Consider the following 14283-nt stretch of genomic DNA (forward strand, 5'->3'; position numbering starts at 1 on the left):
ATACCGATTAACTCTATCGTACTTTTGCTAGATTACAACAGTTCTTGAAGATTGTTGTTCATAAAGACGTTTATATATACCTTGATAATTGATTAACTCATCATGACTTCCTTGCTCTACAACTCTTCCACTATCAAAAACAAAAATTCGATCAACATTTTCTATTGTCGACAATCTATGAGCAATCATTATAACGGTTTTATTCCCCATTAGATTCTTAATTGCAGATTTTATTTCACTTTCAGATTGATTATCAAGTGCCGAAGTTGCTTCATCCATTACAATAATAGGTGCATTTCGATAAATAGCTCTAGCAATTGCAATTCTTTGACACTGCCCACCCGATAGCCGACAGCCATTTTCTCCAATTAAAGCATTTAAACCATCAGGTAAATCATCAACTAATTTTTGCAAATGTGCAAACTCTATCGCTTGATTAATTTTATCCAAGTTATAGCTATTTACATTACCATAAGCAATATTGGCAGCAATTGAATCATCAAATAAACTGATATTTTGAGAGACATAAGCAAATTGTTTTCTCAAAGAAAATAATGACCAATCTTCAATTGGCCTATTATCAATAAATATGCTTTTTTCAGGTGCTTGGTAAAAACGTAATAATAAGTTAGCCAAAGTTGACTTACCACTACCAGACTCTCCAACAAAAGCAACGCTCTCACCTGCCGCAATGTTAAGTGAAATATTATGCAAAACAGGCATGGATGAATTGAAATGAGAAAAAGATAAATTTTTAATCTCAATAGAACCTGCCATCTGTTGAGCTGAATAAACACCTGTATCAACTTCAGTTGTTTCGTCAAGTAAATTAAATAGACTGGTTGCAGCAGCTAAGCCTATTTGTAATTTTTCATTAACTTTTGAAAGCTGTTTTAAAGGCCTTAATAATGATCCCATTGCAACCAATGTTAGGGTAAAAGCACCTGCAGTGATGTTATCAACAACACTAGGAAGACTTGCCAACCAAAGTACAGCAGCCATAGCAAAAGAAGCAATTAACTGAATAACAGGATTAGAAGCACTTGAAACTAAAACCAGTTTCATTGACTGTCTACGATTATTATTATTCACTTTATAAAAGCGATACTGCTCATATTCTTGGGTCGTAAATGCAAGTATATCTTTATGTCCTTTAATTAACTGTTCAGAATGTTGTGTAATCGCTCCCATAGAGTCCTGAAGAATTCTACTTTTTTCTCTAAAGTGAATAGCAACACGATATATAATAAAGCAAATTAAAGGTCCAATGGATAAAAAAATTAACGATAATTGCCAGCTAGAATAAATCATCATTACAATGAGAACGATAATAATCAACGACTCACGTATTAAAGTGATGACTGCATTTGATGTTGCATTAGCGACTTGTTCAACATCGTAGGTTATTTTTGAAATCAACTTACCAGACGGATTATTATCATAAAAAGCTCGAGGTAAAAACAACAAGTGATTATAAACTTCTTGTCGAATCTGCTGAATAACTCTAAAACTAATCCATTTTACCATATAACTGGAAACAAAATTGGCGGTCCCTCTGAGCATAAATATACCAATAATTAAAAAACCGCCTATTACTAGCATATTTCGATTTGATTTAGTTAAACCATCATCAATTAAAGGTTTAATAAAATAAACCATTCCAGCATCAACAATACTAAAAACAATTAATGCAAAAAAAACAATCAACAGAGCCATTTTATAGGAAGAGAAGTAAGTATATAAACGCTTAACAACTTGTTGATTTTCATTACCACATAAATAATTCATATTTGGCAAAACCTTTTTCTAACGCCATCGGTTATAAGACCAGTACCATTGTTCTGGGTACTGCAAAATAACCCTCTCAAAAGACTGATAAACTTTTGCCATAAGCTGTTCAATAGCATGAATATTTTTATCAACAGGCTCATTTTTTATGGTTTCAAAAATAACAGAATAAGAACCATCATTATTCCGTGTTGCATAACCAATCAAAACAGGTACTTTAGCCAACGAAGAAATTAAACCTATACCACTGGGTGCTTTTGTCTTTTGATTAAAAAAATTTATCTCAAGATCTTTTGCATAATGATCGGCATGTACACACACTATGCGATTGTTTTGAGCCGATTTAACAAGTTCAAACAAAGTGTTTTTTCCATTTTTGTCAATGCACTGAATACCGACATTTTCATAAAGTTTTTTTGCATCGGGGAAAAACTCAGGAATTTTTGATAATGTCGTTGAACGCCCAGTTAATTGTTGAACTGCAAGAGGAACAACCTCATAACAACTCATATGCAAGGTGGCAATCACTAGTCCTTTTCCAGAATTAAGTAGTTGACTGGTACTCAAATTACACTCAACTTTTATTTCTAACTGATTTAACCAGAAGGTTTCCAAAACGCCATATGCAATATTCTGGTATGAACTAATTGCCAAATCATGAGCTTCTTGCGCTGCTAAAAAAGGCATTGCTTTTTGGATATTATTAATAGCTCTCCCACGAGTATTATGCGCTACATTTAGTGCAGCCTTAGCTAAACCAAATATGATGCTTTGTCGTTTGCGAGGAGATAATTTATTAATCAGTCTAATAAAACATTGAATAAATGCATTAAATAAATTTTTAATGGCTACTTTTTTCAAATTAATTCTCTGTTAACTCAAATAATTTTTTATCTTGAACAAAAGTCAATAAGCTTGCAAAGCTTTCAAAATTTTCAGCCGCAATTTCATCATCATCAATCAAAAAAGAGAAAGTACTTTCTAACTCTAATATCACTCTCATTACAGCCATTGAGTCAAACTCAGGTAAATGTCCTAACAATAATGTATCGTGACATATATAATCAGTTTCAATTTGTAAAACATCTGCAAGGAGTTGTTTTAATCGTTCAGCTAGCACCACTCAAATAGACCTTTTATATCAATTAGTCCATTTATCTTACACCTTAAAGAAATAATGTAATCACTAAAAATGTCTGATCTTTGTATGACAATGTAAGCTTTAGGTTATTAACTGTAGATTGAATAACGAGGAAAAAATTAAAAGAGCCTAACCCTATCTCAGCTCTTTTAATGAAAAAGTGGTGGATTTTATAAAAATTGATTACTTAAGGTTTTGCTCTTCTACGCTCAATAAACGCATCGGCTTTTTTGGCGTAAATAGTCATCCAATGCTGAAACTTTCTTAACCATTTACGAGCAAAAGTATATTCTGTAGCTAAAATGGCCAAGCCCACAGGAATTAATAAAAATGCAGGACCAGGCAAAATAATTAAAAGAATTCCTAATAATGTAATTAAAACACCAGCTACTGCAACTAACACTTTTTTAGCTGGTCGACCGACAGGATTATCAAACACATCACGAAATGCGCCTTTAACCCGTTGAATAATAAATGCACTTGTTTTGGTATACTGCTGTTTTTTATGCTGCCGCCTCATACTCAGCTTCCCCTCTGCCTGACTTGCGTTCTAGTTTACAGCTACATAACATTTTTGAGTTTGTACAATTGTAACAGTCGATGTTTTTACAATATTCGTTAAATTTATCTATTTGATATTAAATGACTTTTTAATTTTTAATAAAAAACTATCGTACTAAGAGCAAATATTACTTGATCATACATACTATTTGCCATACAGTATAAAAATACTATACGGCATACAGTAAAGGTGATGCATGACAGATAGTGAACATTATCAAAAGTTAAAACTTGAATTGAGACGAGGGGTTTTAATTTTAGCAGTTTTAGCTGAGCTTCGTGATGAGCATTATGGCTATTCCTTGCGAAAAAACTTATCAACAAAAGGATTAGAAATAGACGAAGGAACACTTTATCCATTAGTCCGAAGACTAGAAAAACAGGAGTTACTGGTTAGCGAATGGCGTGAAGAAAATAATCGTAAAAAACGTTTTTATAAATTATCTGAAATTGGTCAATCAACACTAAAAAAGTTAACCATGGAATGGAATCAGGTAGAAAAAACCCTGAATGAGATCCTCAGTTAACCAACTGTGTAAGTTTTTGTCAAACATACAAACTGATTAATAGTAGATTGGAGTACCACATGAAAATGATCAACAATTATTTAAATAGCTTAGAAAGCTATTTACCAGAAGAACTAAAAAGTGACGTTCGTAATGAGTTAGAAGCCTCGATTTATGCGCAAATCGACGAGCAAACCGAAAAGCTCGGCAGAGACTTGAATGAAAAAGAACAAGAAGAACTATTGCTAAAAATAGGCCATCCTATGCGAATAGCTTCTGCTTATTTACCTAATCAAAATTTAGTTAATCAAGACTATTTTCCAGCCTATAAAAAATCTCTAAAAATAGCACTTATCATCACTTTAATCGTAAAGTTACTAATCAATATTCCAACAATTGTTTCTAGTGAACACTATGTACTTAACACAATATCCTTTGTCTGGGTTTTTATTGATACAGCATTATGGGTCTTTGCAACAGTTACGTTAATTTTTTATCTGATGCAGAAATATAACACAAACCTAGATGAAATTTATGCCTGGTCTCCCAAGGATATAAAAGATACTCATCCTAAATTATCTATCAGTCGGTTAGAAACTACTTTTGAAATTTTAGTTACATTAATTTTTATTGCCTGGTGGAATGATATGTTGCAATGGCCAACCACTCTCTCTAACAAAAACATTGACTATCATGTTGTTTTTAGTATCGAATGGTCACAAGTATTATGGAGTGTTAATTTACTTGCAGGAATTAGTATACTAGTTGGTTTACACAAACTTTTTATTGCAGGGTGGAACAAAATAACACTAAGTATTAACCTGTTAACCTGTTTAGCTACTTTTTTCATACTGTACCAAATCAGCAACTTTGAGCAATACATTATATTTGGTGAACAATTAAATAGTGAGTTGAGCAAAAAAAACATACCTGATATTTTAAATAAGGTAGTGACTTATTCACTGTATATTATTGCAGCCGTTACCACATGGGATTTAGTCACAAGCATAAAAAAACTAACTAAAAACTAACCGCTTTAACTAGCAGATAATAATATATAAACTCAATTGAACTCATAAGGCGAGATTAAAACCTCGCTTTTTTATTCATCCGGTCCCAGCATAATACCTAACCAGCGGCTTTTATCATTCGTTTCTAGTGCTATCTTTATCGTCATAGTTAAAGGTACAGAAAGAAACATACCAACCGAACCAAAAATCCATCCCCAAAATATTAACGACATAAATACAACAAAGGTAGAAAGCCCTAACATTTTGCCCATAAACTTAGGCTCTAAGTAGTTACCAACTAAATTATTAACAGCAAAAAAGCTGACTGCGGTCCATAACATAGCGATAGGTCCTAACTGAATTAAAGCCAAAATTAAAGCAGGAATAGCAGCGATAATTGAACCTATATTAGGGATATAATTGAGTAAAAATGTTAGCATTCCCCATAAAAAAGGATAGTCGACACCAATAACAAATAATAATGCAGATACTAACGCCCCAGTTAATAAACTAGCCGCCGTTTTAATCGCTAAATAATGTCTAATTTTTCCAAGCACATTGTTAACGTGAACCATTTTATCTTGGCTATTTGAAAAGGCTTTTTCAAACTTACTTGGAAAACTAGTGGTTTCTGCCAAAATAAAAATGACACTTAAAAATATAACAAAAAAATCACCAAAAATAACACCTAAACCACCCACTACGCGTGTAATTAAAGACATTACATCAGCCTTTTCCATTAGCGTAGCCACTTCAACACTTTCAGCAGGTAAACCAACAGAAACCATCCAATCAGTTAATGCGCGTAACTGTGCATCAAATTGTTGTACATACATATCTTTGTTGTTACTGAACGATTGTATGGAGTCTCCTACCAAGGCAACCACTAAATAAACAAAAGCTAGTATTAATAATAAAACAATAATAATTGCTAAACTGCGAGGTATTTTTTTTGTTTCCATCCAACGGATAGATGGCGTACAAACAACGGCAATAAATAATGCCATCAAAAATTGAGCAAGTAATGGGGCAGCAACTTTTAAACCCGCAATCACAATTACCAAAGAGGCTAAAGTTACTAATAAAGTAGAAGACTGGTGAGATTGAAGCTCATTATTCATTATTATCTGCCATCGTTATAAAATTGGTTACTCAGTGAGCAATTTACTTTCCATTTATCGATCAAAGAGTAATAGTCATTTTATAACACAAAGCCCGAATAACTGCGACTTTTGACTCAGATCAACACCCTATGAGATGCGATAGACGAAGATTAGCAACAGGATGCGACAAATTGTCGCACAGCAATTATTTATAAGGATAACTATGCCTACGCACTGTCGCATTGTGAGCCTATTCTTGCTTTCGCTGCTCATGCTTTTACCCCCGCTGGTTTATTCTACCTCAGAAACTTTTAACCTTAAATTTACTAAGGATATTCAAAGTAAAATTCAACAAAGTTTTGGTAACAATGCCAGTTTTGGAGATTATGACAATGCAACGAGTACTTGGCCAGTTATATCCGCACAAAAAACTATCGGCTATGTTTTTGAAACTAGCTCACAAGTTAATATCCCCGCCTACTCAGGTAAACCCGTTAATCTTGTCGTTGCAATAGATACACAAGGAGAGTTCAAATACGCATGGGTACTAGAACACCATGAACCGATTCTTCTGGTTGGTATTCCCGAACAAAAACTCAATGACTTTGCCATGCAATATAAAGGACATCGAGTGACCGATAAAATTAGAGTAAGCACTAATATCAACCCTGAAGAAGTCAATATTGATGCAGTAACAGGTGCAACAGTGACAGTTATTGTGGTTAATGAAACCCTATTACGTGCTTCACGAAAAGTCGCTATAACATTAGGCTTAATAGAGGCATCGGCAGAAGAAAAATTGCCGCCATCTAAAGTTAAAGCCGACTTATTTAATCGTAAAGATTGGATCACTTTAACGGGTGACGGTAGCATTCGTCGATTAAAACTTACCCGTTTAGACGTTGATAAAGCATTTGAAAAAACCAATGCCAGTCAAGTCAATATCGCAACCCAAGCAGAACAACAAGATACTTTTATTGATATTAGCTATACCTACTTAAATCCACCAAGTGTCGGTAAAAATTTGTTGGGTGAAAGTGAATATCAATGGTTAATGAGCGAATTAAAAACAGGCGAACACGCCATTGCACTGATGGCTAATGGTAGCTACTCATTTAAAGGCAATGGTTTTGTTCGTGGTGGAATTTTTGATCGTATTAGCCTGACCCAAAAAGGGGCTGACATCAATTTTAGAGATTTAGATTATTATCGACTAAGTGATATTTATCCTGCCGGATATCCAGACTTTACCGAAATGGCTATCTTTATTATCAGAGAGCACTTCCAGTTTGATCCAGGGTTAAACTGGCAATTAAATCTTTTAGTCAGACGTCAAATAGGGCCAATTGAAAGTACTTTTGTTAGTTTTTCCGGCGACTATCAAACACCAGAAAGTTATATTGTTCGCCCTTCAGCCGATGCAATCGAAGCAGCAAAACCTAAACCTTTATGGGTTTCCATCTGGTCAGAGAAATCATTTCAACTCGGAGTACTAATTACCAGTTTATTATTGCTGATGACTGTCATTTTTTTACAAGACTGGTTAGTCCAATATCCACGTTTTTTACATAACTTACGCCGTATTTATCTGCTTTACACCGTTTTTTTCATTGGGTGGTACGGCTTAGGACAACTATCAATTGTTAATGTACTGACTTTCACTCAGGCTTTATTTCATGAATTTAGTTGGGAGTTATTTTTAATGGATCCCATGATTTTTATTATCTGGGCATTTACTGCTGCTACTATTTTATTATGGGGTCGAGGAATATTTTGTGGATGGCTCTGCCCTTTTGGCGCTCTTCAAGAGTTAATTAACGAAGCAGCTCGAAAATTAAAAATTAAACAATTTGAATTACCTTTCCGTATCCATGAAAAACTGTGGGCCATAAAATATTTAATTTTACTTGCCTTATTTGGCGTGTCTTTAGAATCTATGTCAAACGCTGAAAGACTGGCAGAAATTGAACCTTTTAAAACATCTATATTATTATTTTTTCAGCGTGAGTGGTGGTTTGTTCTATATGCAGCAATACTTCTTTTTATTTCAATTTTTACTCGAAAAGTTTACTGCCGATATATATGCCCACTCGGCGCAGCATTAGCTATTCCAACCAAGCTCAGGCTATTTGATTGGTTAAAACGTCGTCCAGAATGTGGTGACCCTTGTCAACTTTGCGCCAAAGAATGTGAAATTCAAGCCATTCATCCTGATGGCACAATTAATGCCAATGAATGCCACCACTGTCTAGATTGTCAAGTCACTTACAACAACGAGAATAGATGTCCACCTTTGGTCTTAGCGAAAAAGAAAGGTAAAAAAGCGAAACGAAAGCTCAGCCAACGGCATAGTGAAGCGGAGCTAATTGAAATTACACAAATAGAATTAAACCAACTAAACAACTAATCACTAATTGAAATGAAAAAAAGTAATCAACATAAATTACAACCCAAAATATCAACTCAAATATTAAGGTTGAAATAAATTAGTAAAAACGGGAGATAAACATGAGCGATGAAAACAAAACAGTTGAAAATAAAGAACCCAAAAACCTAAGCCGCCGCGGTTTTTTAGGCGCATCAGCGGTTAGCGCAGCGGGAATTGCAGGCATTGGTATTTCGGGCATTATGACTCCGGCAGAGTTTGCGCAAGCCGCAGAAAAAGCTCGTAATAATGCCCATCATAATATTGGGCCAGGTGAGCTTGATGAATATTATGGTTTCTGGAGCGGTGGACACTCAGGAGAAGTACGTATACTTGGTATTCCATCAATGCGTGAGCTCATGAGAATTCCTGTTTTTAATATTGACTCTGCGACAGGCTGGGGACTAACCGATGAAAGTAAAAGGATAAAAGGTGATAGTGCAGATGTTCTTTGTGGTGACGCCCATCATCCGCATATGAGTATGAAAGACGGACGCTATGATGGAAAATACGTCTTTATTAACGACAAAATTAACACACGTGTTGCTCGTATCCGCTGTGATGTCATGAAAACAGATAAGATGCTTAGCATTCCTAACGTACAAGCAATACACGGACTAAGAGTACAAAAAGTTCCACACACAAAATACGTATTTTGTAATGGCGAATTTAGAATACCTCAACCTAATGATGGTCGAGATTTAAATGATCCGAGCAAATACTTCACAATGTTTAACGTCATAGACGCAGAAAAAATGGAAATGGCTTTCCAAGTCATTGTTGACGGAAATCTTGATAATACCGATGCAGATTACACAGGTCGTTTCGCCGCTTCAACTTGCTACAACTCAGAAGAAGGCGTAACTTTAGCCGAATCAATGCGCAATGAGCGAGACTGGTTAGTTGTATTTGATATACATGCGATAGAAAAAGCAGTAAAAGCAGGCAAATATACAACGATTGGTGACTCTAAAGTGCCAGTTGTTGATGGACGTAAAAAAGCCAACAGTCAATATACGCGCTATATTCCTGTTCCTAAAAGCCCACACGGAATTAATACTTCACCAGATGGTGAATACTTTGTTGCCAATGGAAAACTGTCTCCAACAGTAACTATTATTGCTATTAATAAACTACCTGCACTATTTGCAGGAAAAATCAAAGAGCGTGATACCGTCGTTGGTGAGCCTGAATTAGGTTTAGGACCATTACATACTGCTTTTGATAATAGAGGTAATGCATACACCACCTTATTTATTGATAGCCAAATTGCCAAATGGAGTGTTAAAGATGCAATAAGGGCTTATAAAGGAGAAAAGGTTAACTATATTAAGCAAAAACTTGATGTTCACTATCAGCCTGGGCATAACCACACAACAATGGGAGAAACTCGTGATGCTGATGGAAAATATTTAATCTCTTTATGCAAATTCTCTAAAGATCGGTTTTTACCAACAGGCCCTTTACGCGCAGAAAATGATCAACTAATTGATATTTCAGGTAAAGAGATGAAATTGGTGCATGATGGCCCCACTTTCGCTGAACCGCATGATTGTATGATTGTTCACCGTAGCAAAGTAAAACCCAAAAAACTTTGGACAAGAGACGATCCTATTTTTGCGGCAACAGTAGCTCAAGCCAAGAAAGACGGAGTCACGTTAGAATCAGATAATAAAGTGGTACGTGATGGCAAAAGTGTACGTGTTTATATGACTTCTATTGCGCCTAATTTTGGTATGAGTGAGTTTTCTGTAAAACAAGGTGACAAAGTTACAGTCATTGTCACTAACCTTGATCAAGTTGAAGATGTCACTCACGGTTTTGCAGTTAATCAACATGGTATCAGTATGGAAATAGGTCCACAACAAACCTCTTCAATCACATTTGATGCAGACAAACCCGGTGTATTCTGGTTTTATTGCCATTGGTTCTGCCATGCATTGCATATGGAAATGCGCGGTAGAATGCTAGTTAAGAAAGCCTAAAAAACGTTAGCCACCGCTTATTTCAGTATTTGATATAAGCGGTGATAATATTTTTAAAGATGAGTTAATCAATTGAAAAAAATAATATTTGCCATAATCTTCTTATCAGTTTTGTTAGCATTTAATTGTTATGGTCGATTACTAAAAGTAACGCCCAGTGACAATTTACAAACAGTATTATTAAAAGCAAGCGATGGCGACCAACTTCAACTTAGCTCTGGAGTCTATGAGGGCAACTTTATTATTACTAAACCACTTTCCTTGATGTGTACCGAAGGGGCTATTCTTAATGGAAAACATATCAAAGATACCTTACGCATCAAAGCCCCTGATGTGAGTATTAATAACTGCTTTATCACCAATTGGGGTAATAATTTAACAACAATGAATGCAGGTATATTTGCTGAAAAAACAGCAACCAACCTCAGCATTACAAACAATCAATTCAAAGGAGATACTTTTGGCATATGGATTGACTCTGCGGCCAAGGTAACAATTCTCAATAACTTTATCGAAGGTAATCCTGAAATTCGTTCACAAGATAGAGGAAACGGAATTCATCTGTTTAACGTAACCAAAGCATTAATAAAAAATAATGAAGTAGTCAATACACGTGATGGTATTTACATAGACACGAGCAATCATAACCAATTAATAGGAAATCATTTACATCATCTACGTTACGGCATTCATTATATGTACTCCTATTCCAATCGAATAGAAGCTAACCGCACTCATCATACTCGCACCGGATATGCATTGATGCAGTCGAAATACTTAACCGTTATTAATAATATTTCTGAAAATGACACTAACTATGGCATATTAATGAACTATATTGTCGAATCAACTATTAGCGGCAATAAAGTAATCTCTACACGTCAACAACAAAATCAAAATACAAAACAGTTTATTAAAGGTGCAGAAGGTAAAGCGCTATTTATGTATAACGCACCATTTAATGAAATCAAAAATAACTTACTGACTCAAAGTGATATAGCTATTCATTTAACCGCCGGAAGTGAAGGTAACAAAATCTATAATAATTATTTTATTCGCAATCAACGGCAGGTCAAGTACGTTTCCAATCGAGAAGTCGAATGGTCTTTTAATCAAAGCGGCAATTTCTGGAGCGATTATCAAGGCTGGGATAGTGATGCCAATGGTATTGGCGATGAGCCATTTGAACCCAATGACAGTATTGATAAGCTCCTTTGGAAGTACCCAAGTGCTAATGTATTAATCAATAGCCCAGCAATACAAACTTTACGTTGGGCACAAAAAGAATTTCCAGTATTAAAATCACCAGGCATAAAAGATAGTTTTCCTTTAATGAATAATGACTTTAATCAAAATTATCAACATCAGAAGCATTCAAAATAAAGGTTGCTGATTCCAATGTTCATAACTGATATAACACTAGGATAAATAATGAGTCTTGTTAAACTTGAGAGTGTCAAAAAACAGTTTGCAGATTTATCGATTCTTAAAGGTGTCGATCTAATCCTCTCTCAGGGAGAAGTACTCGGTTTATTTGGACATAATGGCGCAGGCAAAACAACGATTATGAAAATGATTTTAGGTCTGCTCGCTCCTTCGTCTGGAAAAGTAACTGTTTTTGAGCAAGATCCCTGTAGCAATAATTTTAGCCACCACCGCTATCAACTCGGCTTTCTTCCGGAAAATGTCTCTTTTTATCCACAACTAACAGGGTTAGAAACTATTCAGTTTTTAGGTAAATTAAAAAAAGTATCCCGCCAAAGTTGTGAAAACATTTTGAAGCAAGTTGGTTTATATGAGGCAAGTCACAGAAAAGTAAAAAACTACTCAAAGGGCATGAAACAGCGACTAGGTTTAGCTCAAGCATTGCTTACTCAACCCTCTTTATTATTACTTGATGAACCCACTGTTGGACTAGATCCTATTGCAACACAAGAATTTTACTCTGTTATTGAAGAACTTCGTCAAAAAGGCTGCTCTATTATTTTGTGCTCACATATTTTACCAGGCGTAGAAAAACATATTGATAAAGCAGCCATATTATCACAAGGCCAACTGAAAGCTTATGGCTCAATTGAAACACTTAGAAATGAAGCAAAACTTAATACCCAAATTATTTTTAGCGGATGTTTTGATATAGAAAATTTATCAAAAGATTTAAAACAAGATATTCAATTAATTAATAACGGTCAATATAAAATCACATTGCCTAGATCAGAAAAGCTAGAAACAATAAAGTGTTTAGTGGAACAACCAGGATTAAAAAATATCGATACTCTCCCCCCCGATCTAGAACAACTATATCGTCATTTTATTGAAAAAGATCATGAAATTATTAATTTCCCAAAAAAATCAAAACAAACCAATTTAAACGAAACTAACCAACGTTCAGAGACAAACCAATGAATGCCATTTTTGCCATAGCTCAAAAAGAATTTAAAGATGGATTACGCAATCGATGGCTAGTTGCAACAACGGTAGTTTTTTCACTACTTGCCATTGGGATTACCTGGTTCGGTTCTGCCTCTGTCGGTAGTATAGGATTTAGTTCAATAGCCAATACAATTACGAGCTTATCCAGTTTAAATGTTTTTCTACTCCCCTTAATCGCTTTACTACTCTCTTATAATGCTATCGTAGGAGAAGATGAAGACGGTACGTTATTATTACTTTTAACATACCCTCTAACAAAAGCAGAGTTATTATTAGGAAAACTACTAGGCCATGCCTCTATTTTGAGTGTTGCCACAATAATAGGCTTTGGTTCAGCCTGTTTGTTCATTTTATTGACCGCTGAAAATATTGATGATTATCAATTAGTCAATGCCTTTGCATTATTTATATTCTCAGCGATTTTTCTTGGTATCGTTTTTATCTGTATAGCTTACTTTATCAGCAGTTGGGTAACTGAAAAATCAAAGGCAGCAGGACTATCTCTGATTATTTGGTTTTTCTTCGTTTTAATTTACGATATGGGGTTACTGGGTACACTAGTAGCAACCAAAGGCCAAATCCATGCCGATATTTTTCCTTACTTGTTATTGCTAAACCCAACTGATATTTTTCGCTTAATCAATCTAGCAAGCTTTGAAACAAATGGGACAGGATTACTAAGTATCACTAACAACCAATCTTTCTCATTAAGCTTTTTATTTTTCAGCTTGTTTATCTGGATAATAGCGCCTTTATTACTAGCCTATTACCGATTATTAAAGCGTCCTATTTGAACAGAAAACTAACTTGAGAGTATATAAATGAAAAAACATCTATTTTTTATTTTGGCCATTTCTCTATTATCAGCCTGTAATTCAGAACAACCTGGTAGCACAGCTCAAAAACCTATTGCTTTTGAAAAGTCAGACGAATGTCATGTATGTGGAATGATCATTACAAAATTTTCAGGACCTAAAGGTCAAGCTTTTGATACAAGAAATCAACAAGTAAAGAAATTCTGTTCAACAACAGAGTTAATTTTTTGGTATTTACAACCAGAAAATCAAACCAATATTCAAGAACTTTATGTTCACGACATGGCTAACACTCACTGGGATAAACCTAGTGACGCTCAGCTAATTTCTGCTAGAGATGCCTTTTATGTTATTCACTCAAAAAAGCAAGGCTCTATGGGGAATACTTTAGCCAGTTTTTTGAATGTAAATAATGCAACCCAATTTAGTCAAGAGTTTGGAGGAGAGATTGTTACATTTAACGGATTAACACTTGACTTACTCACTCAAAAAAGCCCCCTTAAATAGAGGGCTTTT

At 34.9% G+C, this 14283-nt stretch carries 13 protein-coding genes; 8 read left to right on the forward strand and 5 right to left on the reverse strand.

Features of this window, described 5'->3' with window-relative positions; all coding sequences use genetic code 11:
* Positions 1-27 precede the first annotated feature (27 nt).
* From msbA to ACT5E3_RS19070, 4 genes are all read right to left on the reverse strand, one after another.
* On the reverse strand, positions 28-1788 hold the full coding sequence (gene msbA / locus ACT5E3_RS19055) for a lipid A export permease/ATP-binding protein MsbA (protein ID WP_444995140.1): 1761 nt from the start codon (positions 1786-1788) through the stop codon (positions 28-30).
* Positions 1789-1806: 18 nt separating this feature from the next.
* Positions 1807-2649, reverse strand: coding sequence for a lysophospholipid acyltransferase family protein (locus ACT5E3_RS19060; protein WP_444995141.1), 843 nt, complete (start codon positions 2647-2649; stop codon positions 1807-1809).
* Between the two features lies 1 nt (position 2650).
* A complete protein-coding gene (locus tag ACT5E3_RS19065; RefSeq protein WP_444995142.1) occupies positions 2651-2911 on the reverse strand; it encodes an acyl carrier protein in 261 nt (86 codons plus the stop codon).
* Between the two features lie 205 nt (positions 2912-3116).
* Positions 3117-3449: a PGPGW domain-containing protein gene (locus ACT5E3_RS19070; RefSeq protein WP_444995143.1), complete on the reverse strand. Its 333-nt coding sequence runs from the start codon at positions 3447-3449 to the stop codon at positions 3117-3119.
* Between the two features lie 238 nt (positions 3450-3687).
* On the opposite strand from ACT5E3_RS19070, the gene ACT5E3_RS19075 reads away from it, so the two are divergent.
* Positions 3688-4017 carry a PadR family transcriptional regulator gene (locus ACT5E3_RS19075; RefSeq protein ID WP_444995144.1) on the forward strand — a complete coding sequence of 110 codons (330 nt, stop codon included), beginning with the start codon at positions 3688-3690 and terminating at the stop codon, positions 4015-4017.
* 59 nt (positions 4018-4076) lie between these two features.
* A complete protein-coding gene (locus ACT5E3_RS19080; RefSeq protein WP_444995145.1) occupies positions 4077-5027 on the forward strand; it encodes a hypothetical protein in 951 nt (316 codons plus the stop codon).
* Positions 5028-5098: 71 nt separating this feature from the next.
* Here ACT5E3_RS19080 and ACT5E3_RS19085 read toward each other — a convergent pair whose 3' ends face one another.
* Entirely contained in the window at positions 5099-6127 is a 1029-nt protein-coding gene (locus ACT5E3_RS19085) for an AI-2E family transporter (RefSeq protein WP_444995146.1), read from the reverse strand.
* A gap of 205 nt (positions 6128-6332) precedes the next feature.
* On the opposite strand from ACT5E3_RS19085, the gene nosR reads away from it, so the two are divergent.
* The 6 genes from nosR to ACT5E3_RS19115 all read left to right on the forward strand — a co-directional run bounded on the left by nosR (position 6333) and on the right by ACT5E3_RS19115 (position 14274).
* Positions 6333-8516, forward strand: coding sequence for a transcriptional regulator NosR (gene nosR, locus ACT5E3_RS19090; protein WP_444995147.1), 2184 nt, complete (start codon positions 6333-6335; stop codon positions 8514-8516).
* A 101-nt stretch (positions 8517-8617) separates the two neighbouring features.
* Positions 8618-10519, forward strand: coding sequence for a TAT-dependent nitrous-oxide reductase (gene nosZ / locus ACT5E3_RS19095; protein ID WP_444995148.1), 1902 nt, complete (start codon positions 8618-8620; stop codon positions 10517-10519).
* A 72-nt stretch (positions 10520-10591) separates the two neighbouring features.
* Positions 10592-11902 carry a nitrous oxide reductase family maturation protein NosD gene (locus ACT5E3_RS19100; RefSeq protein WP_444995149.1) on the forward strand — a complete coding sequence of 437 codons (1311 nt, stop codon included), beginning with the start codon at positions 10592-10594 and terminating at the stop codon, positions 11900-11902.
* Positions 11903-11950: 48 nt separating this feature from the next.
* Positions 11951-12925 carry an ABC transporter ATP-binding protein gene (locus ACT5E3_RS19105; protein ID WP_444995150.1) on the forward strand — a complete coding sequence of 325 codons (975 nt, stop codon included), beginning with the start codon at positions 11951-11953 and terminating at the stop codon, positions 12923-12925.
* Positions 12922-13746, forward strand: a complete 825-nt coding sequence (locus tag ACT5E3_RS19110; protein ID WP_444995151.1) for an ABC transporter permease — start codon at positions 12922-12924, stop codon at positions 13744-13746. The genes ACT5E3_RS19105 and ACT5E3_RS19110 overlap by 4 nt, the downstream gene beginning before the upstream one ends.
* 27 nt (positions 13747-13773) lie before the next feature.
* Positions 13774-14274 (forward strand): nitrous oxide reductase accessory protein NosL, encoded by a 501-nt coding sequence (locus ACT5E3_RS19115; protein WP_444995152.1) that lies wholly within the window; start codon positions 13774-13776, stop codon positions 14272-14274.
* Positions 14275-14283 lie beyond the last annotated feature (9 nt).

The sequence above is a fragment of the Aliikangiella litoralis genome (genome assembly GCF_052495765.1).

Excerpts from the sequence above, each read along its gene's own strand:
- ACT5E3_RS19115 (WP_444995152.1), top strand. The coding sequence starts at position 13,774 with ATGAAAAAACATCTATTTTTTATTTTGGCCATTTCTCTATTATCAGCC.
- ACT5E3_RS19075 (WP_444995144.1), top strand. The coding sequence starts at position 3,688 with ATGACAGATAGTGAACATTATCAAAAGTTAAAACTTGAATTGAGACGA.
- ACT5E3_RS19105 (WP_444995150.1), top strand. The coding sequence starts at position 11,951 with ATGAGTCTTGTTAAACTTGAGAGTGTCAAAAAACAGTTTGCAGATTTA.
- nosZ (WP_444995148.1), top strand. The coding sequence starts at position 8,618 with ATGAGCGATGAAAACAAAACAGTTGAAAATAAAGAACCCAAAAACCTA.
- ACT5E3_RS19080 (WP_444995145.1), top strand. The coding sequence starts at position 4,077 with ATGAAAATGATCAACAATTATTTAAATAGCTTAGAAAGCTATTTACCA.
- nosR (WP_444995147.1), top strand. The coding sequence starts at position 6,333 with ATGCCTACGCACTGTCGCATTGTGAGCCTATTCTTGCTTTCGCTGCTC.
- ACT5E3_RS19070 (WP_444995143.1), bottom strand. The coding sequence starts at position 3,449 with ATGAGGCGGCAGCATAAAAAACAGCAGTATACCAAAACAAGTGCATTT.
- msbA (WP_444995140.1), bottom strand. The coding sequence starts at position 1,788 with ATGAATTATTTATGTGGTAATGAAAATCAACAAGTTGTTAAGCGTTTA.
- ACT5E3_RS19085 (WP_444995146.1), bottom strand. The coding sequence starts at position 6,127 with ATGAATAATGAGCTTCAATCTCACCAGTCTTCTACTTTATTAGTAACT.
- ACT5E3_RS19110 (WP_444995151.1), top strand. The coding sequence starts at position 12,922 with ATGAATGCCATTTTTGCCATAGCTCAAAAAGAATTTAAAGATGGATTA.